At 62.7% G+C, this 21,105-nt stretch carries 23 protein-coding genes; 17 read left to right on the top strand and 6 right to left on the bottom strand.

All coding sequences use genetic code 11. From position 1 onward, the window contains the following. Window positions 1-131: 131 nt before the first annotated feature. The gene (gene ilvD / locus CA2_RS05305; protein WP_042413444.1) at window positions 132-1,991 is read left to right on the top strand and encodes a dihydroxy-acid dehydratase; all 1,860 of its coding nucleotides are present in this window, start codon (window positions 132-134) and stop codon (window positions 1,989-1,991) included. Between the two features lie 315 nt (window positions 1,992-2,306). Next, window positions 2,307-3,260, top strand: coding sequence for a Bug family tripartite tricarboxylate transporter substrate binding protein (locus tag CA2_RS05300; RefSeq protein ID WP_245620887.1), 954 nt, complete (start codon window positions 2,307-2,309; stop codon window positions 3,258-3,260). An 81-nt stretch (window positions 3,261-3,341) separates the two neighbouring features. Here the strand turns inward: CA2_RS05300 and bfr are convergent, their stop codons facing one another. Continuing rightward, window positions 3,342-3,818, bottom strand: coding sequence for a bacterioferritin (gene bfr, locus CA2_RS05295; RefSeq protein WP_042413438.1), 477 nt, complete (start codon window positions 3,816-3,818; stop codon window positions 3,342-3,344). Window positions 3,819-4,005: 187 nt separating this feature from the next. Here bfr and lgt point away from each other — a divergent pair, with 187 nt between their 5' ends. From lgt to CA2_RS05275, 4 genes are all read left to right on the top strand, one after another. Continuing rightward, a complete protein-coding gene (lgt, locus tag CA2_RS05290) occupies window positions 4,006-4,821 on the top strand; it encodes a prolipoprotein diacylglyceryl transferase (RefSeq protein ID WP_174435600.1) in 816 nt (271 codons plus the stop codon). 62 nt (window positions 4,822-4,883) lie between these two features. Then, window positions 4,884-5,894 carry a Bug family tripartite tricarboxylate transporter substrate binding protein gene (locus tag CA2_RS05285; RefSeq protein ID WP_052369837.1) on the top strand — a complete coding sequence of 337 codons (1,011 nt, stop codon included), beginning with the start codon at window positions 4,884-4,886 and terminating at the stop codon, window positions 5,892-5,894. Window positions 5,895-5,908: 14 nt separating this feature from the next. Then, on the top strand, window positions 5,909-6,676 hold the full coding sequence (locus CA2_RS05280; RefSeq protein WP_439708928.1) for an enoyl-CoA hydratase/isomerase family protein: 768 nt from the start codon (window positions 5,909-5,911) through the stop codon (window positions 6,674-6,676). A gap of 42 nt (window positions 6,677-6,718) precedes the next feature. Next, window positions 6,719-7,099 carry a hypothetical protein gene (locus CA2_RS05275; protein WP_217997623.1) on the top strand — a complete coding sequence of 127 codons (381 nt, stop codon included), beginning with the start codon at window positions 6,719-6,721 and terminating at the stop codon, window positions 7,097-7,099. 72 nt (window positions 7,100-7,171) lie between these two features. Here the strand turns inward: CA2_RS05275 and CA2_RS05270 are convergent, their stop codons facing one another. Continuing rightward, complete coding sequence (locus CA2_RS05270) at window positions 7,172-7,615, bottom strand: universal stress protein (protein ID WP_042413426.1); 444 nt, start codon at window positions 7,613-7,615, stop codon at window positions 7,172-7,174. A 109-nt stretch (window positions 7,616-7,724) separates the two neighbouring features. Here CA2_RS05270 and CA2_RS05265 point away from each other — a divergent pair, with 109 nt between their 5' ends. The 9 genes from CA2_RS05265 to CA2_RS05230 all read left to right on the top strand — a co-directional run bounded on the left by CA2_RS05265 (window position 7,725) and on the right by CA2_RS05230 (window position 15,945). After that, entirely contained in the window at window positions 7,725-10,133 is a 2,409-nt protein-coding gene (locus CA2_RS05265) for a heavy metal translocating P-type ATPase (RefSeq protein ID WP_081888874.1), read from the top strand. 12 nt (window positions 10,134-10,145) lie between these two features. Further along, entirely contained in the window at window positions 10,146-10,283 is a 138-nt protein-coding gene (gene ccoS, locus CA2_RS05260) for a cbb3-type cytochrome oxidase assembly protein CcoS (protein WP_042413423.1), read from the top strand. A 64-nt stretch (window positions 10,284-10,347) separates the two neighbouring features. Then, window positions 10,348-11,787, top strand: a complete 1,440-nt coding sequence (gene ccoN / locus CA2_RS05255; protein ID WP_042413420.1) for a cytochrome-c oxidase, cbb3-type subunit I — start codon at window positions 10,348-10,350, stop codon at window positions 11,785-11,787. Window positions 11,788-11,803: 16 nt separating this feature from the next. Further along, window positions 11,804-12,436 (top strand): cytochrome-c oxidase, cbb3-type subunit II, encoded by a 633-nt coding sequence (gene ccoO, locus CA2_RS05250; RefSeq protein WP_042413418.1) that lies wholly within the window; start codon window positions 11,804-11,806, stop codon window positions 12,434-12,436. A gap of 13 nt (window positions 12,437-12,449) precedes the next feature. Continuing rightward, entirely contained in the window at window positions 12,450-12,587 is a 138-nt protein-coding gene (locus tag CA2_RS17460; RefSeq protein ID WP_081770684.1) for a cbb3-type cytochrome oxidase subunit 3, read from the top strand. 27 nt (window positions 12,588-12,614) lie between these two features. Further along, window positions 12,615-13,529 carry a cytochrome-c oxidase, cbb3-type subunit III gene (gene ccoP / locus CA2_RS05245; protein ID WP_042413416.1) on the top strand — a complete coding sequence of 305 codons (915 nt, stop codon included), beginning with the start codon at window positions 12,615-12,617 and terminating at the stop codon, window positions 13,527-13,529. A gap of 71 nt (window positions 13,530-13,600) precedes the next feature. Then, a complete protein-coding gene (gene ccoG, locus CA2_RS05240; protein ID WP_042413414.1) occupies window positions 13,601-15,031 on the top strand; it encodes a cytochrome c oxidase accessory protein CcoG in 1,431 nt (476 codons plus the stop codon). 75 nt (window positions 15,032-15,106) lie between these two features. Next, complete coding sequence (locus CA2_RS05235) at window positions 15,107-15,394, top strand: FixH family protein (protein WP_042413412.1); 288 nt, start codon at window positions 15,107-15,109, stop codon at window positions 15,392-15,394. Window positions 15,395-15,639: 245 nt separating this feature from the next. Next, window positions 15,640-15,945: a hypothetical protein gene (locus tag CA2_RS05230; protein WP_042413408.1), complete on the top strand. Its 306-nt coding sequence runs from the start codon at window positions 15,640-15,642 to the stop codon at window positions 15,943-15,945. 69 nt (window positions 15,946-16,014) lie between these two features. Here CA2_RS05230 and fnr read toward each other — a convergent pair whose 3' ends face one another. Beyond that, a complete protein-coding gene (gene fnr, locus CA2_RS05225) occupies window positions 16,015-16,740 on the bottom strand; it encodes a fumarate/nitrate reduction transcriptional regulator Fnr (RefSeq protein WP_042413406.1) in 726 nt (241 codons plus the stop codon). Window positions 16,741-16,944: 204 nt separating this feature from the next. On the opposite strand from fnr, the gene hemN reads away from it, so the two are divergent. Both hemN and CA2_RS05215 read left to right on the top strand, forming a co-directional pair. After that, window positions 16,945-18,324 carry an oxygen-independent coproporphyrinogen III oxidase gene (gene hemN, locus CA2_RS05220; RefSeq protein ID WP_042413404.1) on the top strand — a complete coding sequence of 460 codons (1,380 nt, stop codon included), beginning with the start codon at window positions 16,945-16,947 and terminating at the stop codon, window positions 18,322-18,324. A gap of 5 nt (window positions 18,325-18,329) precedes the next feature. After that, window positions 18,330-19,049 carry a sulfite exporter TauE/SafE family protein gene (locus CA2_RS05215; protein WP_042413402.1) on the top strand — a complete coding sequence of 240 codons (720 nt, stop codon included), beginning with the start codon at window positions 18,330-18,332 and terminating at the stop codon, window positions 19,047-19,049. 347 nt (window positions 19,050-19,396) lie between these two features. On the opposite strand, the gene CA2_RS17145 is transcribed toward CA2_RS05215, so the two are convergent. The 3 genes from CA2_RS17145 to CA2_RS05200 all read right to left on the bottom strand — a co-directional run bounded on the left by CA2_RS17145 (window position 19,397) and on the right by CA2_RS05200 (window position 20,677). After that, complete coding sequence (locus tag CA2_RS17145; RefSeq protein WP_052369836.1) at window positions 19,397-19,981, bottom strand: cell division protein ZapA; 585 nt, start codon at window positions 19,979-19,981, stop codon at window positions 19,397-19,399. Beyond that, window positions 19,978-20,190 (bottom strand): hypothetical protein, encoded by a 213-nt coding sequence (locus tag CA2_RS05205; RefSeq protein WP_042413400.1) that lies wholly within the window; start codon window positions 20,188-20,190, stop codon window positions 19,978-19,980. Before CA2_RS05205 ends, CA2_RS17145 begins: the two co-directional genes overlap by 4 nt. Before the next feature lie 163 nt (window positions 20,191-20,353). Next, window positions 20,354-20,677 carry a thioredoxin family protein gene (locus CA2_RS05200; RefSeq protein ID WP_042413398.1) on the bottom strand — a complete coding sequence of 108 codons (324 nt, stop codon included), beginning with the start codon at window positions 20,675-20,677 and terminating at the stop codon, window positions 20,354-20,356. Window positions 20,678-21,105: the final 428 nt, after the last annotated feature.

Below are 21,105 nucleotides of genomic sequence, written 5' to 3'. Positions count from 1 at the left end.
GGTCGCAAATCGCGACGCCTGGGGCCGCTGGCCTGCGGGGCATCACGTACCTGTCGATGGACGGTGGTGGGCGATAATGGTGCGATGGGCTTTCGACAGCCTTGAGACACCAACCAACGACCCGCTCCACCATGCCCGCATACCGTTCCAAGACTTCCACCGGCGGCCGTAACATGGCCGGTGCCCGCGCCCTGTGGCGTGCCACTGGCATGAAAGATGGCGACTTCGACAAGCCCATCATCGCCATTGCCAATTCGTTCACGCAGTTCGTGCCCGGCCATGTGCACCTGAAGGACCTGGGCCAGCTGGTGGCGCGCGAGATCGAGAAGGCCGGCGGGGTGGCCAAGGAATTCAACACCATCGCTGTGGACGACGGCATCGCCATGGGCCACGACGGCATGCTGTATTCGCTGCCCAGCCGTGACCTGATTGCCGATTCGGTCGAGTACATGGTCAACGCCCACTGCGCCGACGCGCTGGTGTGCATCTCCAACTGCGACAAGATCACCCCCGGCATGCTGATGGCCGCCATGCGCCTGAACATTCCGGTGATCTTCGTCTCCGGCGGCCCCATGGAAGCCGGCAAGACCAAGCTGGCCAACCCCGACACCAAGGTCATCGAGTTCAAGAAGCTGGACCTGGTGGACGCCATGGTGATCGCCGCCGACCAGCGCTATTCCGACGCCGAAGTGGCCGAGGTGGAACGCTCGGCCTGCCCTACCTGCGGCTCGTGCTCGGGCATGTTCACCGCCAACTCCATGAACTGCCTGACCGAGGCACTGGGCCTGTCCCTGCCCGGCAACGGCACCGTGGTGGCCACGCACGCCGACCGCGAAGCGCTGTTCCTGAGCGCCGGCCGTCGCATTGTGGAACTGGCCCGCCAGTACTACGAACAAGACGACGCATCCGTGCTGCCGCGCGCCGTGGGCTTCAAGGCCTTTGAGAACGCCATCACGCTGGACATCGCCATGGGCGGCTCCACCAACACCATCCTGCACCTGCTGGCCATCGCCCAGGAAGCCGGCATCGACTTCACCATGGCCGACATCGACCGCCTCTCGCGCGTCGTGCCGCAGCTGTGCAAGGTGGCGCCCAACACCGCCAAGTACCACATTGAAGATGTGCACCGCGCGGGTGGCATCATGGCCATCCTGGGCGAGCTGGCCCGCGCCGGCAAGCTGCACACCGATGTGCCCTCGGTGGCCGGTGGCAGCATGGCCGAGGTGCTGGCCAAGTGGGACATCACCGTCTCGCAAGACGAAGCCGTGCGCAAGTTCTACATGGCTGGCCCTGCCGGTATCCCCACGCAAGTGGCATTCAGCCAGAACACCCGCTGGCCCAGCCTGGACCTGGATCGCGCCGAAGGCTGCATCCGCTCTTATGAGCATGCGTTCAGCAAGGAAGGCGGTCTGGCCGTGCTGACGGGCAATATCGCCCTGAACGGCTGCGTGGTGAAGTCTGCTGGCGTGGACGAATCCATCTTGGTGTTTGAAGGCACGGCCCACGTGGTCGAGTCGCAGGACGAAGCCGTGGAGAACATCCTGGCCGACAAGGTCAAGGCCGGCGATGTGGTCATCGTGCGCTACGAAGGCCCCAAGGGCGGCCCCGGCATGCAGGAAATGCTCTACCCCACCAGCTACCTCAAGTCCAAGGGCCTGGGCAAGGCCTGCGCGCTGCTGACGGACGGCCGCTTCTCCGGCGGGACCTCGGGCCTGTCGATCGGCCACTGCTCGCCCGAAGCGGCGGCCGGTGGCGCCATCGGCCTGGTGCAGAACGGCGACAAGATCCGCATCGACATCCCCAACCGCACCATCAACGCCCTGGTCAGCGACGAAGAACTGGCCCGCCGCCGCGAGCTGCAGAACGCCAAGGGCTGGAAGCCCGCCAACCCACGTCCGCGCAAGATTTCGGCGGCGCTCAAGGCCTACGCCAAGCTGGTCACCAGCGCCGACACGGGCGCGGTGCGCGACCTGTCCCTGCTGGACGACTGAGGCGCCTCGGCGCCGAGTCTGCACAAGCCGCTGTGAACCAGCGGCTTTTTTTTCATCGCCGGCCGCCAGGGCAGGCGGGGGGGCGCAACGCAGGTCAGGTCACGCGGGGGCCATCTTTTGGGGGCGTGGATAGCTCATTTAAACGTAGCTATTTGCGCAGATGTAAAAAGGGATTGGTAATGAAAATGCTTTCAAATCCTTGTTTTGAATACGCTTGCAGCTATGTTTTATGAATCGGTGTCAGGGCTGAAGGTCGCGTGTTGCAGGTTGGGATCCTGGGTCTGTCGCCGCGGGTGGCAGGCAGTGATGGCCGGCATGCTGGCATGGGTGGCGGGCACCGTGCCGGCGCTGGCCCAGGAATTTCCGCACAGGCCCGTCAAGCTGGTGGTGCCGTTTGCGGCCGCGGGCTCCACCGACATCGTGGCGCGGCTGGTGGCCGATGCCCTGCAGGGGCCGCTGGGCCAGCCGGTGTACGTGGAGAACAAGGCCGGCGCCGGTGGCATGCTGGGGGCCGAGGCGGTGGCCCGCTCCATGCCCGACGGCTACACCCTGGGCATGGGCTCCATCAGCACCCTGGCGGTCAATCCGGTGGTGCTCAAGGCATCGCGGGTGCAGCCGCTGCAGGACTTCGCCATGGTGGTGCCGCTGGCGTCGATCGCCTCGGTGTTCTCGGTGCCCGCCAGCCTGCAGGTGCACGACTTTGCGCAGTTCCTCAAACAGGCGCGCCTGCAGGGCGATGGCTGGGCAGCGGGGTCTTCGGGCGTCGGGTCGGTGGGCCACGTCATCCTGGAGGCCTTGAACGCCGATCTCGGTCTGCAGCTGCGCCATATCCCGTTCAAGGGCATGGGGCCGGTGATCAACAGCACGCTGGCCGGGCAGACCCAGGTGCTCAGCGACCAGTACCCGTCCTCGGCACCGCACATCCAGACGGGCCGACTGGTTCCCGTGGCCGTGGCGGCCAAGGAGCGCCTGGCCGATCTGCCGCAGGTGCCGACGCTGGCAGAACTGGGCTACCCCGAACTCAATGCACTGGCCATCACCTGGTTTGGCCTGGTGGTGCCTGCCGGCACGCCAGCGCCCGTGGTGCAGCGCCTGAACCGGGCGGCCAACCAGGCACTGCAGCAGCCCGCCTTGCGCGCCCGCCTGGCACAGCTGGGGGTGACCCCGCTGGGGGGCACGCCCATCCATCTGGAGCACCTGGTGGCCCAGACCACGGCCCAGGTGCGGGCGCTGGTGCAGCAACGCGGCATCAGCGACGGATCGCCGTGAAGCACGGCGATCCAATAGCCTGGCACCCATGAAAAAGGCGCCCACAAGGGGCGCCGATGCGAAAGAGCGAGGGGGCGGCCGTCAGGCGGCGGCGCCCATCTGGGCCTGCAGGTAGTTGGGCAGGCCGATCTTGTCGATCAGGCCCAGCTGCTTTTCCAGCCAGTAGGCGTGGTCTTCCTCGGTGTCCTTGAGCTGGGCCAGCAGCAGGTCGCGTGTCTGGAAGTCGTGGTGCTGCTCGCACAGCACCATGGCGGCGCGCAGGTTGTCGCGCACTTGGTATTCCACGGCCAGATCCTTGCGCAGCATGGCTTCGACCGTGTCACCGGGCTCGAAGGCATGGGGGCGCATGTCGGGCTTGCCGCCAAGGAACAGGATGCGGCGCAGGATGACGTCGGCGTGGACGGTTTCCTCTTCCATTTCGTGGTGGATGCGTTCGTACAGGCGCATGAAGCCCTGGTCTTCGTACTGGCGCGAATGGATGAAGTACTGGTCGCGGGCTGCCAGTTCGCCGCGCAGCAGCGCGTTGAGGCAGGAGATGACGTCGGGATGGCCTTGCATGGTTCTTGTTCTTCAAAAGTGAGCGATGGCCGCAGTATGGCGGCAAGCCCACCGGCTGCCAAATGGCCGGACGCTAATCCCCCGCTGTAGCGGATTGCATGCATGCGAAACGCAGAATCATTCGCGATGGTGCCGGCTGCCGCCTCTGCGTCTTTTGGTGGCCCCTGCCTGCGGCACAATGCATGGCATGTTGATGTACCCACAGATTGATCCCGTGGCCCTGCAATTGGGGCCGGTTGCCATCCACTGGTATGGCCTGACGTACCTGGCCGCGTTCGGATTGTTTCTCTGGCTTGGCGTGCGCCGTCTGCAGCACCCGCCGTTCAACCGCATGCAAGGGCCCACGGCCTGGACACGCCGGGACGTGGAGGACTTGCTGTTCCAGGGGGTGGTGGGGGTCATCATCGGGGGACGTCTGGGGTATTGCCTGTTCTACAAGCCTGCTTACTACCTCAGCCATCCGCTGGAAGTCTTCGCGGTCTGGGAAGGCGGCATGAGCTTCCATGGCGGCCTGCTGGGCGTGATTGCCGCCATGCTGTGGTTCGCCTACCAGCGCAAGCGCTCCTGGCTGCAGGTGGCCGACTTCGTGGCACCGTGTGTGCCCACGGGCCTGGCGGCCGGGCGGATCGGCAACTTCATCAATGGAGAGCTTTGGGGGCGCTTTGCCAACCCCGAGCTGCCCTGGGCAATGGTGTTTCCGCAAAGCGGCTCCATGCTGCCGCGCCACCCCTCGCAGATCTACCAGTTCCTGCTGGAAGGCTTGCTGCTGTTTGTACTGCTGTGGCTGTACGCGCAGAAAGAGCGCAAGCCCGGCCAGGTGGCCGCGGTGTTCCTGATGGGCTACGGCGCATTCCGTTTCATTGCCGAATATTTCCGCGAGCCTGATGCCTACCTGGGCATTCTGTCCCTGGGCATGAGCATGGGACAGTGGCTGTGCGTGCCCATGGTGCTGGGGGGCGCACTCCTGTGGGCCTGGGCTGCACAGCGCAAGCCCCAGGCATGAACCTGCGCGCGGTCGATTAACCTGCAGAAAGAGAGTCCGGTTTGCCAGACAGGCGTACGTGTTTGCAGTGGACTGCTGCCCTGGCGGCATGGCCGTCCGTGCGCGAGCCCTGGGCACAGACGGCCGCCGTGGCGCGGAAAGGCCCGGGGGCCTGGCCGACGGATCCGGTGACCCTGGTGGTTCCCTTTCCTGCCGGCGGCACCACGGCCTTGCTGGCCAAGCAACTGGTCAAACCCTTTCAGCAACATACCCAGCAGAGCTTGCGCCTGCAATACCAAAGCGGCGCCGCAGGGGTGCAAGGGGCAGCGTATGCCGCCAGTGCACCGCCGGATGGCAAGCACCTGCTGATGGGGGGCAGTAATCTGGCCGTGGCCCGCGCCTTGGCGGGCGATGATGACTTCGACCTGGTGGAGGACCTGCGCCCGCTGGCGCTGGTGGCGCGCGTCCCCCTGGTGCTGCTGGTCAATCCGGGGCGCATGCGTTCACGGACCGCGATGGAGTGGCTGTCGGACCTGGGGCGCAAGCCGATGTACTACCGCATGGCTTCAGCCGGCCTAGGCTCTTCCAGCCATGTCTATGCCGAAATCTTGCGCCAGCAGGAGGCCTTGCGTTTCAAGTTCGTGCATTTCCGAGGGGCCGGACCTGCCTTGCAGGATTTGCTGGCCGGCTCGGTGGACATGATGATTGATGGCGTGGTGTCCTGCCTGCCGCATGTGCGCAGTGGCCGTTTGAAGGCCTTGATGGTGTCGGGCAATGAACGGGTCGCCTCCCTGCCCGATGTGCCCTGCGCGACCGAATTGGGGGTGCATGCCATGGACCGTGTGGCCTGGTATGGCCTTTTCGCGCCCAAGCAACTGCCGGACAGCCGCGCGGCCGCGATTGTGGACGTGCTGCGGCAGCTGGGCGCCGATCCGCAACTGAGGTCGAGCCTGGCCGATCTGGGCATTGGCTGGGGCGGGCTGTACAGCGAGGCTTTTGAATCCATGGTCAAGGAGCAGACCCTGGAGTGGGCCCAGCGCATGAAGGCCTTAGGACTGCAGCATATTTTGCAAAAAAATCCGGAAGAGGGCTGAACACCGTGGGGCATATTCAGGCACAGCCGCTGCAGGATGCAGCGGGCAACAGCACCGGGATCTGGCAGGTTGAGATCAGCCATCCAGGCAAGCTCAATGCGATGACACGCGCGATGTGGCGCCAGCTGTGCGCAGTCTTTGAGCAACTGCAGCACGACCCGCGGGTGCGCTGTGTCGTGGTGCAGGGCGCGGGTGAGACCTTCTGCGCCGGCGGGGACATTTCCGAATATCCGGCATTCCGGTTCGATCCGGTGCAGCTGGAGGCCTTCCACGAAGAGGAGGTCTGGGGCGGTTTGCAGGCGATGCTGGCGTGTGATGTGCCCATCGTGGCCAGCATTGCCGGGGCCTGCATGGGTGCCGGGGTGGAGATTGCCAGCTGCTGCGATGTACGCCTGGCCGCCGACAACGCGAAATTCGGTGCACCGATCGCCAAGCTGGGCTTTCCCATGGCTCCCAAGGAGGCACAGTTGGTGTCGGCGGCCCTGGGTATGCACACGGCCAGGCGCATGCTGCTGGAGGCGGCGGTGTTGAACGCACACGAGGTGGCCGCTGTGGGTTTTATGGCGCCACCAGTCCCGGCGGCACAATTGCCGCAGCTGGTGCAGCGCACGACCCAGCGTATTGCCAGCCTGGCCCCCCAGGCTGCGCGCTTGAACAAGCAGACCCTGCGCAGCCTGGTGTGTGGTGAAGTCGTGCCCTCACCCTATGCGTACGCCGCAAGCGCCGAGCACCAGGAAGGCATCGCCGCTTTCCTGGCCAAGCGGGTGCCGAATTTTGGCTAGGCCAGGGTCTGTTGGGGCAAGGCCCAGAAAGCGCTTGACGTGATGCGGAATGGTTCGGAATCTGGCCTGTCAACGGCGTGGGAGGTGCCCATAGGGCGGTTGCTGGCCCAGTTTGCAGATGTGCCCGGCGCGGCGGTGTGGGTGATGCTGCCGTCACCGACCATGCGTGCCGTGATCCACGCGGCTGTGCGGCATGCGGGCTTGCACGCCATTGATGGCCCCGGGGTGTTGCGGCCGGAGGAGGTGCGCGATGCGCTGGCACAGGCCTCGCCTGCGGTGGTGGTCTGTCCGCCCGAGGTATTTGGCTGGGTGTCCAAGCTCGCGTTCTTGCAGGGCTGCCGTGCCGTCTACACCTGTGGGGAAGATGGCGCGGGAACCTTGCTGGACCGTGCCGCGCACTTCGTCACGGCGGCTGGGACCTGAACGCAGGCCGCATGGATGTAAAAAAGGGATCCCCGGGGATCCCTTTTTTGTGGGTGGCGCAGGGGCCGCGGCTCAGCGCAGCACCAGCACCGGCACCTCGGAGTGGGTGAGCACGTGCTGTGTCTCGCTGCCCAGCAGCAAGCGCTTGAGGCCTTTGCGGCCATGCGAAGCCATGACGATCAAATCGGCATTTTGCTTGGCGGCGGCCGAGATGATGGATTCTGCAATCAGGTCGGATTTGGCCACGCTGGTCTTGACGGTGACGCCAATCGCCTTGCCGTCGGTTTTGATCTTGTTCAGCACGGCCTGGGCCTGCTCGGTCCATTGCGCTTCAATGCGCTTGATTTCCGAGGGATCCACAGTGGCGCCGCCTTCCAGGTAGCTGCGGGGATAGCGCGGCACCACCTTGAGGGCGATGAGGGTGGCCTGGTTCATCTTGGCGATGGACAGGGCGTGGCTGACCGCCTTGTCGGACAGGGGGGAGCCATCGGTTGCGACCAGAATGCGTTCGTACATTGCTTATCTCCAAGTTGTCGTGTGGATAGTTTCCAGCATAGTTTTTGCCACAGGTTGGGTCTTGATGTAAGTCAATGTGTGTAAGGGTGTTCATGGATACTCTCGCACCATGTCCCAAGAGCATCCTCGGCCAGCTTCCGAACCGGAAGAAACGGCGCCCAGTCGCGACTTTCCTGCTGTTGCCGGAGAACTCCATTTGCTGGACGATCCAGCGGAATGGGACAGCTTTGGCAAGCCGCTGGCAGTTGTGCCAGGCCAGTCCTACGTGCCGCAGGATGTGGAGGTCTGGGACTCGCACATCGCCCTGGATGGCATGTACTGCGCGACCTGCGCGCTGACCATCGAAGATGCCCTGCGAGCCGTGCCGGGCGTGGATCGTGCCGAAGTGAGCGCCGCCGCCAAGCGTGCCCGCGTGGTGTGGCGCCCAGCCATGGTGCTGCCTTCGCAATGGATGGCCGCGGTGCAGAAGGCGGGGTACAAGGCTTTTCCTGCCCGTGATGCGGTGGCGCGCGAGATCCGTCTGGCACAGCACCGCAAGGCCTTGTGGCGCTGGTTGCTGGCCACCTTTTGCATGATGCAGGTCATGATGTACGCATGGCCGGCCTACGACGCCCAGCCCGGCGATTTGCTCATGGAGTTCGAGCGTCTGCTGCGCTGGGCTTCCTGGGTGATTTGCATTCCCATGCTGATTTTTGCCTGTGGGCCCTTCTTCAGCGGTGCCTGGCGTGACCTGCGTCGGCGGCGCGTGAGCATGGATTTACCCGTGGCGCTGGGCATGATCATCACGTTCATCGTCAGCACGATCGGAACCTTCGCGCCGGAAGGGATTTTTGGCCAAGAGGTGTTCTACGACTCACTGACCATGTTCGTCAGTTTTTTGCTGGCCGGGCGTTGGCTGGAAGTGCGCCTGCGTGACCGCACCGCCGGTGCCTTGGATGCGGTGCTGAACCGTTTGCCGGACAGTGTCGAAAAGCGCCAGGCCGATGGCAGCTTTGAGCGCGTGGCGCTGCGCCGGATTGCCGCGGGGGATGTGCTGCGCATTCTGCCGGGCGAGGCCTTTCCCGTGGACGGGGTCATTGTGCGGGGGCGCACCCAGGCGGATGAGGCCTTGCTGACCGGGGAGTCGCGGCCTGTGTCGCGCACTGAGGGCGAGCGTGTGATTGCCGGGAGCTACAACCTGACTGCACCGGTCGAGTTGCGCGTGGACTGCGTCGGGGCGCAGACCAAGTTTGCCCAGATTGTCGAGTTGATGGAAAGCGCCTCCACGCAAAAGCCGCGCTTGGCGCAACTGGCCGACAAGGTGGCTGCGCCGTTCCTGGTGGTGGTCCTGGGCTTGGCCTTGCTGTCCGCGGTGTACTGGTGGCCCACCGATCCGGGGCATGCCCTGATGATCGCGGCAGCCGTGCTGATCGTGACATGCCCCTGCGCCCTCTCGCTGGCGACGCCCGTGGCCATGCTCACGGCAGCGGGGACCCTGGCGCGCCATGGGATTCTGGTGCGCAACCTCCAGGGGATTGAAGCGCTGGCGACGGCCGATACCTTGGTGTTCGACAAGACGGGCACGCTGACACGCGATGGCCTGCAGGTGGCGCGCATGGAGGTGGGTGCAACTGGCGATGGGCGCGCCTTGCAGGGCTTGGCGGCCGCGGTGGCGCTGCAATCACGCCACCCTGTCTCCAGGGCTGTGGCCAGTTTTGGCCAGGCATGGGCGCACAAGTGGCAGGTGCTGGAGGTGGAAGAGCTGGCAGGGCAGGGCTTGCGTGCCTGTGTGCAACCCGTCGGTGCCGCGCAGCCTGCGATGTGGGTGCGCCTGGGCTCGCACGCCTATGCCGGGGCTCCCGGGGTGGTGCAGGCCGGGCAGGCTGTCTATCTGGCACAAGAGGTGCAGCCATCCTTGCTGACGCCGCTGGCCGGCTTTGAGCTGAGCGAAGGCCTGCGCGCAGAAGCCGCAGCTGTCGTTGCCGCAATGCAGCGCAGTGGCCTGCGTGTGCAACTGCTGTCCGGCGATGGGCCGCAGGCTGTGGCCCGGATTGCGCAGGAGGTGGGGGTTGGCGATTTTGTGGCGGAGTGCTCGCCACAGTCCAAGCTTGCACATATTCGCGCAATGCAAGAGGATGGGCGGCATATTGCGATGGTGGGAGACGGCCTGAACGATGGCCCGGTGCTGGCGGGGGCCAATGTGTCGTTCGCTTTTGGGCATGCCGTACCGCTGGCGCAGGCGCGCTCGGACTTCGTGGTGCTGAGCGACAACCTGGAGCTGGTGTGGCAGGCGGTCTTGTTGGCGCGCAAGACGCTGCGCGTCGTGCGCCAGAATCTGCTGGGTTCGGCCTTGTACAACGCACTGTCGATCCCGCTGGCCATGGCGGGGTGGATGCCCGCATGGCTTGCGGGCCTGGGCATGGCATTGAGTTCGTTGCTGGTGGTGCTGAATGCCGCGCGCCTAGCCAAGCCTGTGCCGTTGCAGTCGGCTGCGTCGCAGGTGTCGCCGGTTTCTCCCTCAATGCCGGCCACGGCCTAGGCGGTTGTTTTCATGGAAATTTTGTATTTGCTGATTCCGTTGTCCGTGGTGCTGGTGCTACTGATCGCTGGGGGGTTGTGGTGGGCGATTTACCGCGGGCAGTTTGAAAGCGTCGAGCAGGAGGCAGAACGCATTCTTCGAGACGATTGATGTTTGTCAACAACACCCAGACCATAACAGTGAACACTTTCGACTGCATATTAAGAGGTGCCCGATGGATTCTCTAAAAACCAGTGCTGCACACTACAACGACACCGTAGTGCGACAGTTTTCAATCATGGCCGTCGTGTGGGGGGTAGTAGGCATGTTGGTCGGCGTTTTTATCGCCGCCCAATTGGCTTGGCCTGAACTCAACTTCGGAATTTCTTGGCTTAGCTTTGGGCGTCTGCGTCCATTGCATACAAACGCGGTGATTTTTGCGTTCGGCGGATGCGCCTTGTTCGCAACGAGCTACTACGTGGTGCAGCGTACCTGCCAAACCACATTGTTCCTGCCCAAGCTGGCAGCCTTCACCTTCTGGGGTTGGCAGTTGGTGATCGTGGCTGCGGCTGTGTCTCTGCCTCTGGGTTTTACCTCGGGCAAGGAATACGCTGAGCTGGAATGGCCCATCGACATCCTGATCACCCTGGTGTGGGTGTCCTACGCGATTGTGTTCTTCGGAACGATCGGTACGCGCAAGGTCAAGCACATCTACGTGGCCAACTGGTTCTTCGGCGCCTTCATCATCGCGGTGGCACTGCTGCACCTGGTCAACAGCGCCGCCGTGCCTGCTGGCCTGATGAAGAGCTACTCGGCCTACGCTGGTGTGCAAGATGCCATGATCCAGTGGTGGTACGGCCACAACGCGGTGGGCTTCTTCCTGACCGCAGGCTTCCTGGGCATGATGTACTACTTCATCCCCAAGCAGGCGGGTCGTCCGGTGTACTCCTACCGCCTGTCGATCGTGCACTTCTGGGCACTGATCTTCACCTACATGTGGGCGGGTCCTCACCACCTGCACTTCACGGCACTGCCCAACTGGACGCAGTCGGTTGGTATGGTGTTCTCGCTGATTCTGCTGGCACCGTCCTGGGGCGGCATGATCAACGGCATCATGACCCTGTCCGGCGCCTGGCACAAACTGCGTGATGACCCCGTGCTGCGTTTCCTGATCGTGTCCCTGTCGTTCTACGGCATGTCCACGTTCGAAGGTCCGATGATGTCCATCAAGACCGTGAACGCGCTGAGCCACTACACCGACTGGACCGTGGGTCACGTGCACTCTGGCGCTCTGGGTTGGGTGGGGCTGATCACCATGGGTTCGCTGTACTACCTGATTCCTCGCCTGTTCGGCAAGAAGGAAATGCACTCCAAGTCGGCGATCGAGCTGCACTTCTGGATGGCCACCATCGGCATCGTGCTGTACATCGCTGCGATGTGGATTGCCGGTGTGATGCAGGGCCTGATGTGGCGCGCTGTGAATCCCGACGGTACTTTGACCTACACCTTTGTGGAAAGCGTGAAGGCGACGTATCCCTTCTATGTGATTCGTACGATCGGTGGCCTTCTGTACTTGGTCGGCATGTTGATCATGGCCTGGAACGTGTTGAAGACCGCTGCGTCTGGCCGCGCCGTGAAGGTGGCTGTGCCTGCAGTGCATCCTGCCCACGCCTGAGTACTAGGAGTCTGAAATGTCTGCAAACAACAACAAGGCCTCTGGTGGCTTCACCCACGAGAAAGTGGAAACCAGCAATTTCTTGATGATCGTCTTGATCTTGCTGGTGGTGGCTGTGGGGGGGCTGGTGGAAATCGTTCCCTTGTTCTTCCAAAAGTCGACGACCGAGGCGGTGCAGGGCGTGGAGCCCTACCCTCCACTGCAACTGATGGGGCGCGACGTCTATCTGCGTGAGGGTTGCTACAACTGCCACTCCCAGATGATCCGTCCTTTCCGCGCAGAAACCATGCGCTACGGCCACTACTCGGTGGCGGGCGAGTTCGTGTACGACCACCCCTTCCAGTGGGGCTCCAAGCGTACCGGTCCTGACCTGCACCGCGTGGGCGGCAAGTACAGCGATGAATGGCACCGTATCCACTTGAACAACCCTCGTGATCTGGTGCCCGAGTCCAACATGCCCGAGTACCCATGGCTGCAAAAGAACCTGGTGGATCACACCGTGGTGGCCCAGCGCATGTCTGCGCTGCGCACGGTGGGTGTTCCCTATACCGACGAGCAAATCGCCGGTGCAGCGGAGCAGGTCAAGGGCAAGACCGAAATGGAAGCATTGATTGCTTACCTGCAGGGTCTGGGCACTGCGCTGAAGTAAGAAGGAGCGGGTTATGGATATCACCACCATGCGCATTGTTGCGACGTTGGCATCGCTGGCGTGTTTTCTAGGCATCTGGTGGTGGGCGTATGCCCGCCGTAACCAGGCCCGCTTTGATGAGGCGGCGCAGCTGCCTTTCCAACAAGACTGATTCTCTCCACCAGAACGAGAACATCCCATGAGCGATTTCATAAACAATTTCTGGTCGGTTTATGTCGCAGGCATTACCTTAGCCGGCATCGTCGGCTGCTTGGTGCTCCTGGTCATTACCGCCCGCAAGAAGGTGGTTTCCGATGAGGAAAACACCACCGGCCACGTCTGGGACGAAGACCTGCGTGAACTGAACAACCCCATGCCACGCTGGTGGGTCTGGATGTTCGTGATCACCATCATCTTTGGTCTGCTGTACCTGACGGCTTATCCTGGTCTGGGTACTTATGCCGGCAAGCTGCAATGGAGCCAGGTGGGCGCCTACGAAGCCGAGGTGGAAAAAGCCAAGGCCGAGCTGGAGCCACTGTATGCACGCTTCACCGCCATGAGCACGGAAGATGTGTCCAAGGACAACCAGGCCATGGCCATCGGCGAGCGTTTGTTCATGAACAACTGCGCGCAATGCCACGGTTCCGACGCCCGTGGCAGCAAGGGTTTCCCGAACCTGGCCGACAGCGATTGGCTGCACGGTGGCGCGCCTGAGAACATCAAGCAAACCATCACCCAAGGTCGTATCGGCATGATGCCTCCCCAGGCCGAAGCCGTGGGTTCTCCCGACGATGTGCGCAATCTGGCCCACTATGTTTTGAGCCTGTCCGGCAGCCCTCATGACTCGCTGAAGGCTTCGCTGGGCAAGTCCAAGTTCACCGCTTGCGCAGCCTGCCACGGCATGGACGGCAAGGGCAACACCATGCTCGGCGCGCCTAACCTGACCGATGACATCTGGCTTCACGGCTGGGGTGAACAGGCGATTGTGGACATGATCAACAATGGCAAGATGAACGAAATGCCTGCGCAGGACAAGAAGCTGACCCCTGCCCAGATCGACGTTCTGACCGCCTATGTCTGGGGTTTGTCGCACAAGCCCGCAGCGGCTAACTGATCGTTGTGGCGATCCAAAAGGCGGCACTGTGTGCCGCCTTTTTATTTGGTGCGATTAGAGGAGCGTAATTCATGAGTTCCGAGCAAAAGAAACCGCAAAAAGTCATTCCTATCAAAGCGGAAAGCCAGGAAAAATCTGTCTCGTTTTACGAAGCGCATAAGAAAATCTATCCGCGCTCCATCAGCGGGACTTTCATGCGCTGGCGCTGGCTGATGGTGTGGGCCACGCAGCTGCTGTTCTACGGCCTGCCCTGGCTGGATTGGGGGCAGCGCCAGATGGTGCTGTTCGATCTGGGCGCGCGGCGCTTTTACCTGTTCGGCTACGTGCTGTACCCGCAGGACTTCATCTACCTCACGGGGCTGCTGATCATCAGCGCGTTGGCCCTGTTCCTGTTCACGGCCGTGGCCGGGCGCCTGTGGTGCGGCTTCACCTGCCCGCAGACGGTGTACACGGAAATCTTCATGTGGATCGAGCACAAGGTCGAAGGCGATCGCAGTGCACGCATCCGTCTCGATCAGGCCGGCTGGACCTGGGAGAAGGTTTGGAAAAAATCGCTCAAGCAGTTGCTGTGGGTGGCGTTTGCCTTTTGGACCGGCTTCACCTTTGTGGGCTACTTTGTGCCCATCCGCGAGCTGGGCAGCGAACTGCTGGCCCTGCAAGGTGGCTGGCAGATTTTCTGGGTGCTGTTCTACGGTTTTGCCACCTATGGCAATGCCGGCTACATGCGCGAGCAGGTCTGCAAGTACATGTGTCCCTACGCGCGCTTCCAGAGCGCGATGTTTGACAAGGACACGCTGGTGGTCAGCTATGACACCGTGCGCGGTGAAGCGCGCGGTCCGCGCAAGAAGGATGCGGATTACAAGGCCCAGGGACTGGGCGACTGCATCGACTGCAAGCTCTGTGTCCAGGTCTGCCCGGTGGGCATCGACATCCGCAACGGCCTGCAGTACGAGTGCATCGGCTGTGGCTTGTGCATCGATGCGTGCAACAACGTGATGGACAGCATGCATTACCCGCGGGGCCTGATCCGCTTGACGACGCAAAACGCCGTCACCCAGCGCTGGCCGCGCTCCCAGATCCTGCGGCGCATCGCCCGTCCTCGGGTGCTGATTTACGGTGCGGTTCTGGTCGGCCTGTCGGTGGCGATGGTGGTGAGCATGGCGCTGCGTGAGCCGTTGAAGGTGGACGTGATTCGCGACCGTGCTTCGCTGGCCCGGATCGTGGCCGGTGGCAAGCTGGAGAATGTCTATCGGCTGCAGGTCATGAACGCCACCGAGGCCACCCAGACCTACCATGTGCAGGTGCATGGGCTCAACGGGATCGAACTCGTCGAGGGGGGCGAGGTTGAAGTGCTGCCCGCCCAGACGCGCGGCGTGGCCGTGCGGGTGCAGATTCCCTACGGTGCGGCGGAGCCCGGTTCGCACCACATCGTGTTCGACATCGATGCGCGCAGCGGCGAGGGTCGTGTGTCCGAAAAATCGGTGTTCGTGGTGCCGCGTTGATGGTGATTGCTGGTCTGGCGCACGCTGCCGTTGGGCATTGTGCGCAGTGTGTGTTTATCTCTCAGAAAGTCTAGGATGTCTCAAGCTGAAATGAAGCCCGAAGTCTCGACCGCTCCCTGGTGGAAGTTCGGTCATGTATGGCTGGTGCTGGCGGGTCCTGCCATCGTGGTGGTGGCGGGCATTGTCACCTTGGTCATTGCCACGCGTGGCGCGGATCCGGTTGTGGACCCCGACTATTACCAGAAGGGCGTGAACATCAACGAGCAATTGCGCAACCCGGACAAAAGCCATGCGCCTGCGCACGCGGTGCGCAACCACGCCGCCACCCCTGCGGACGATTTGCCCAACCTGGCACCCAAGTGATGCGGCGTGCTGACAGGCCGTTTGTGCTGTTCTCGGCCGCACGGGGGTATGACAGCGCAGATGGGATTGGCTTGAAACATAGCTGCTGGCGCATGTAATCAGTAGGTTTCAAATAGAAAACTATTTGAAATTCAATGGAATCAAGCGCTGGCAGCTATGTTTTTTTATTCAGTGTTTGTCCCACAACCATGGTTCAGCGGCTGTGGACACAATTTATGCACAACCTCTTGCGAAGGAGTGCTTTTATGTGGACACGACGCTGGATGTGGATTGGCTGGCCGGCCTTTGCGGCGGCCGGCGTGATGGAGATGCTGGTCTTTGCGGCATTTGACCCGCACGACATGCTTTGGATGGGGCAGGCGGTGGAGCTGTCGCGCACGGCCATCTACACCCTGGCATTCTTTGCGTTCTGGGCGGTCTTCGCCGTGGCCGGCTGGATGACCATGGTGCTGGCCCTGCCCAGCGCAGCGGTCAATGCCCAAGCCCAGGCGCCGTCTGCCGGGCTTGGCGATCCCGAGCGGCTGCAAGCCTGCTATCCCAACAACGCTTGAAGTAAAAAGGCCTCCCTGCAAATCCAGGGAGGCCTTTTCGTGCACCCGCGCTGAGGCGGCGGCAGGTGGTTATTTGTTGCAGTCCTGGTGGCTGTTGACCAAGCGTTGCAGCGCGGCAGTATCCAGAATGCGCACGTGGCGCTGTTTGACCTCCACCATGCCTTCTTCGACGAACTTCGAGAAAGTGCGGCTGACCGTCTCCAGCTTCAGGCCCAGGTAGCTGCCGATCTCTTCGCGCGTCATGCGCAGCACCAGCTCCGACGACGAGAAGCCGCGTGCGTGCAGGCGCTGCACCAGATTCAGGATGAAGGCCGCCAGGCGTTCTTCGGCGCGCATGCTGCCCAGCAGCAGCATCACACCGTGCTCGCGCACGATTTCGCGGCTCATGACCTTGTGCACGTGGGTCTGCAGGGCCGTCACTTCGCGCGACACCTCCTCCAGCCCGTCAAACGGCATCACGCACACTTCGGCATCTTCCAGGGCCACCGCATCGCAGGTGTGGTGGTCATGCACGATGCCATCCAGGCCAATGATCTCGCCGGCCATCTGGAAGCCTGTCACCTGGTCGCGACCATCTTCGGTAGCCACGCAGGTCTTGAAAAAGCCTGTGCGGATGGCATACAGCGATGTGAAGGGCTCCCCGTTGCGGAACAGGGTGCCGCCGCGCTTGACCTTGCGGCGGGTTGCCACAATTTCGTCGATGCGCTGCAACTGCTGCTCACTCAGCCCCACAGGCATGCACAGCTCGCGCAGGTTGCAGTTGGAACAGGTGACTTTGATGGTTGGAGGGGTCATGTACTCGGACGCGGCGTGGTGCAGGCATTCTTGCGGGTCACGCGGTGCGTTAAAGGTCGGTAAAAAAGAAGCTGTTACAACTGGGGTTGCGGTGAATGATGCTTGTCAAAATTGTGGCATTGCTTGATCGCAGACCTCTTGATTCACGTCAAGGATGGTCGCGGGCCATTGGTGCACAGTCTAACAATCAAGGAAAAAAGATTCATGACTGTCGTCACACCCGAACTCCTGCGTCGTTACGACGTACCTGGTCCACGCTATACCTCTTACCCCACAGCAGACAGGTTTGTGGAAGCGTTTGGTGATAGCGACTATATCTTGGCTCTGAAGCAACGCAAAGTCGCTGCGGCTGCCAAGCAGCCAATGTCGCTGTATGTGCACATCCCGTTCTGTGAATCGCTGTGCTATTACTGCGCGTGCAACAAGATCGCGACCAAGCACCATGAGCGTGCGGCCACGTACATGCGCTACCTGGAACGCGAGGTCGATCTGCACCTGCAGCACTGCGGGCGGGGGCAGGTGGTCAGCCAGTTCCATGTCGGTGGGGGCACACCCACGTTCCTGTCCGATGACGAGCTGCGTGAGCTGTGGCAGATGCTGCGCGAGCGTTTCGCCTTTGATCCTGCTGGCGAGTACTCCATCGAGGTGGACCCGCGCACAGTGACGCGCGAGCGCCTGGCTGTGCTCAAGGAGGTTGGCTTCAACCGCCTGAGTTTCGGCGTGCAGGACTTTGATCCCGACGTGCAAAAGGCCGTGCACCGCGAGCAGCCTGCCGAGCAGGTGTTCGATCTGGTGGCCGCTGCGCGCGAACTGGGATTCCAGTCCATCAATGTGGACCTGATCTATGGCCTGCCCAAGCAGAACGCGCAATCGTTTGCGCGCACGCTGCAACAGGTGGCACAGCTGCGCCCGGATCGCATTGCCTTGTATGCGTACGCCCACTTGCCTGAGCGTTTCAAGGCCCAGCGCCGCATCCTGCAGCAGGACTTGCCGCCTGCGCCAGACAAGGTGAATATGCTGTCGGCGGCCATCGCCAGTTTCATTGATGCGGGCTACGTGTATGTGGGCATGGATCACTTTGCCTTGCCTGAGGATGCGCTGGCTGTGGCCAAGCGCCAGGGTCGCCTGCATCGCAACTTCCAGGGCTACAGCACCCAGCCGGATTGCGATTTGATTGCGCTGGGGGTTTCTGCGATCGGCCGCGTGGGGGCCACCTACAGCCAGAACGCCAAGACGCTGGAAGAGTATTACGACCTGCTGGACCAGGGGCGCCTGCCCGTGGTGCGCGGTCTGGCGCTGACGCGCGATGACTTGATCCGCCGGGCCGTGATCATGACCATCATGTGCCAGGGCGAAGTGCTGTTCGAGTCGATCAACAACGCATGGCTGATCGACTTCCCGCAGTATTTCGCGGCGGAAATCGCTGCACTCGAAAGCCAGCAGGAAGAAGGCCTGGTGGAAATCCAGGACGACTGCATCAAGGTGACCGAGAAGGGCTGGTTCTTTGTGCGCGGCGTCGCCCTGGTGTTTGACCGTTATTTGCAGGCCGATCGCAACCGGGCCAGGTTTTCACGGATCATCTGATCCCTATGGCGCTTTCTCTGCTTTGGACGGCATTTTTCATGGGGCTCGTGGGTGGGCCCCATTGTCTTGCCATGTGTGCTGCACCTTGTCATGCCGTCATCCAGGGGCAGGCCCATGCCGTGCGCCTGCATGCCGGCGCCGCTGCGGCGTCGTCCCGCGCCGTGCCTGGCTGGGCGGCCCTGCAATTCCACGCCGGGCGCTTGCTGGGCTACGGGATGCTGGGGGCGGTGGCTGCTCTGGCGATGGAGCAGGTGGCTTGGTTTTCTGACCGCACCTCCTTGCTGCACCCGGTGTGGGTGCTGATGCATCTGCTGATTCTGGCCTGGGGTTTGCTCATGGTGTTTCAGGGACAGCAGCCGGCATGGCTGGAGCGCGCCGGCCGTGCGACCTGGGCCAAGGTCCAACCCGTGCTGGCGTTGCCCGGCGGGGGGCTGCTGGCGGGCATCGCGTGGGCGCTGATGCCATGCGGCCTGCTTTATTCCGCCGTGCTGGTGGCCGCCCTGAGTGGTGGTACTGTGGCAGGGGCTGGCAGCATGGTGGCGTTTGCCGTGGGGGGCGGGTTGTGGCTGTGGTTGGCACCGTACGCGTGGCGCTGGCTCAGTGGGCGGGTGCGCCGCTGGCGGGCAGAGTGGGGCACCCGCGTGGCCGGTCTGATGCTGGTGGCGGTGTCGCTGTGGGCGCTCTGGATGGATCTGATCTTTACCCCCGCCATGTGGTGCCGCTAGGTGGCAGGCGGCGCCTCCGGCACCATGTTGCAGCAGTTGCAGCAGTTGCAGGACCACTGTGCATATGAACAACCAAGCATGCCAAAGCTATTCGGGCGCCAATTCAGGCGGCCTGGCCAAGCATGTGGTTGGTTTTTTGGGGGATGCCTGCGTCAAGGCGGTGAAGGTGTCTGCAAAGCCGCCGGGCCGTCAACCTGAACCGGGGGTTCAGGTGGGCGAGAGCAACCTAGCATTGGGTTCATCTGACGCGAGACGATCACGCTTGCCAGGCAATGTATCAAGCCCGTGCTCACAGAGCATTGGTTCAAGGCAATATAAAGCCCGGAGGATTGCAGACGGTTGTGATTTTACAGGGCTTGTGAACCGGCGGGTGGCAATTCCACGCGAATGTCATTGTCTAAATCGGCAGCGCTTGCGGTGGTGTCCAAGGTTGCCGCACCAGGCAGGCTGTCCGGGATGGTTTGAAAGGCGATTTCAGCCTGTGCAACCTGCTGTGCTGCGGTCATGGCCTGGACTTGCAGTTGTGTGGGGTAGGACGGTGCGTCAGGTTCGGCCACCGGCGTCAGGGCCGTGTCCAGCCGGTGCAGCAGCTGTGCGGCCAGGTGGGCGTCGTGCTCGGCCTGGGCCTGCAGCGCGAGTAGCAAAGGATCGGGTTCGGCGATGTCGGACAATCCGGCATCCCCCAGTTCTTGCACATCGGCCAGCTGTTGCTGCAGGGCCTGCAACTGTTTGCGCAATTCCAGGTTTTCGTAGGCCAGGTTCACGGCCAGCAGCACCCCCACGCGTTCGCGCGAGCGCAGCTTGCTGGTGTTGCGCATGTGCTGGAACTGCTGGTCGACGCGTTCCACGGCTTCCAGCAACTGGTTTTCCTGGCCGTCCGGGCAGGTGAGCAGGTAGTCCTGGTGCAGGATCTGGATTTCGATCTGGCTCATGGCGCTTCTTGATTCGCAGGCAGGCGTTCGATCAACGCATCCACCCGGGCGCGCGCAGCCTTCAGGCGTGAGCGCAGCGAGTCGCGCTCTTGCTGCAGCGCATGGACCTCTGCGCTCAGCAGGCGGTTGGCATGTTGCAGCGCTTCGTACTTCTCCAGCAGAAGCTCGATGCGCTCGGCCACGGGGTCAAGAATGGATGGTGTCGTCATGGATGGCCTCAATTGTAGGACGCCCCCTTGGCCGTGAATGGCAAATTCACCGCAAGTGCAGCGGTCTGGGGCTTCCTGCTTGTATCAAGCTGTCAATTGTCCGGGGCAGGCGGTTCTGCGCGTGTCCGACAGATGCCTGTGTGGCCCCGGCGGCCAGGGGTGGTCAGACGGCGACGGGCAGTTGTTCTTCGACTTCCTGGGCCGATTGCGGGCGGGTGACGCGGCCGATTTCCTGGCCCTGGCGCAGCACGACCAGGGTGGGCCAGAGCTTGACCTTGAAGTGGCGGCCCAGCTTGCGGCCCTGGCCATCTTCGATCTTGATGTGCGTGATGTCGCGGCGTTCGTGCAGCGCCTCGCGCAAAAACGGTTGGGCGGCCTGGCAGTGCGGGCACCAGTCGACACCAAACTCCACAGCGACGGTGCCCGGCAGGTCGGCCAGGTCCTCGGGCGCTGGGGCTGGATCGGTGAAGGCGGTGGCAAAAGGCATGCGGGTCTCCTAGGGTGGTGGGGCAGCAAAGCGCACATCGTCGCTGCAAGCGGCGGGTGTCGTCAAACCCTGGGCGCTTGTCCTTGTCACCTGGGCGCGCATTCGCCTGGAGGTGGTGCGATGGTGGGATCGCAGCGGCCTGCCGCTTGGCATACGGCGGTCAGGCGGCACCGGTTTGCGGAGGGCGCTGGGCTGTGCGCCAGTTCGGAGGGCGAAAGCCGGTTTGTTTCGTGGCCCGTACGGTTTTGAGAGCTGTTGGTGCTTGCTGCATGCATCTGCGTTGCAGGTCGATTTGATGCAGGAGAGAAAGAGGCTGATGTCGAAGCCTGACAGGCGTGCGAAGCCGTGCGAGCTAGGCCGGCTGCCAAGCCTGTGCGAAGTTGGGAGTCCTGTGCGGTCCGCACGGTGCCGGCCCTGCCTGGCCAGGG

The organism is Comamonas aquatica NBRC 14918, assembly GCF_000739875.1.
Classification (GTDB): Bacteria; Pseudomonadota; Gammaproteobacteria; order Burkholderiales; family Burkholderiaceae_C; genus Comamonas; species Comamonas aquatica.
This window is presented reverse-complemented; position numbering and strand designations above follow the sequence as displayed.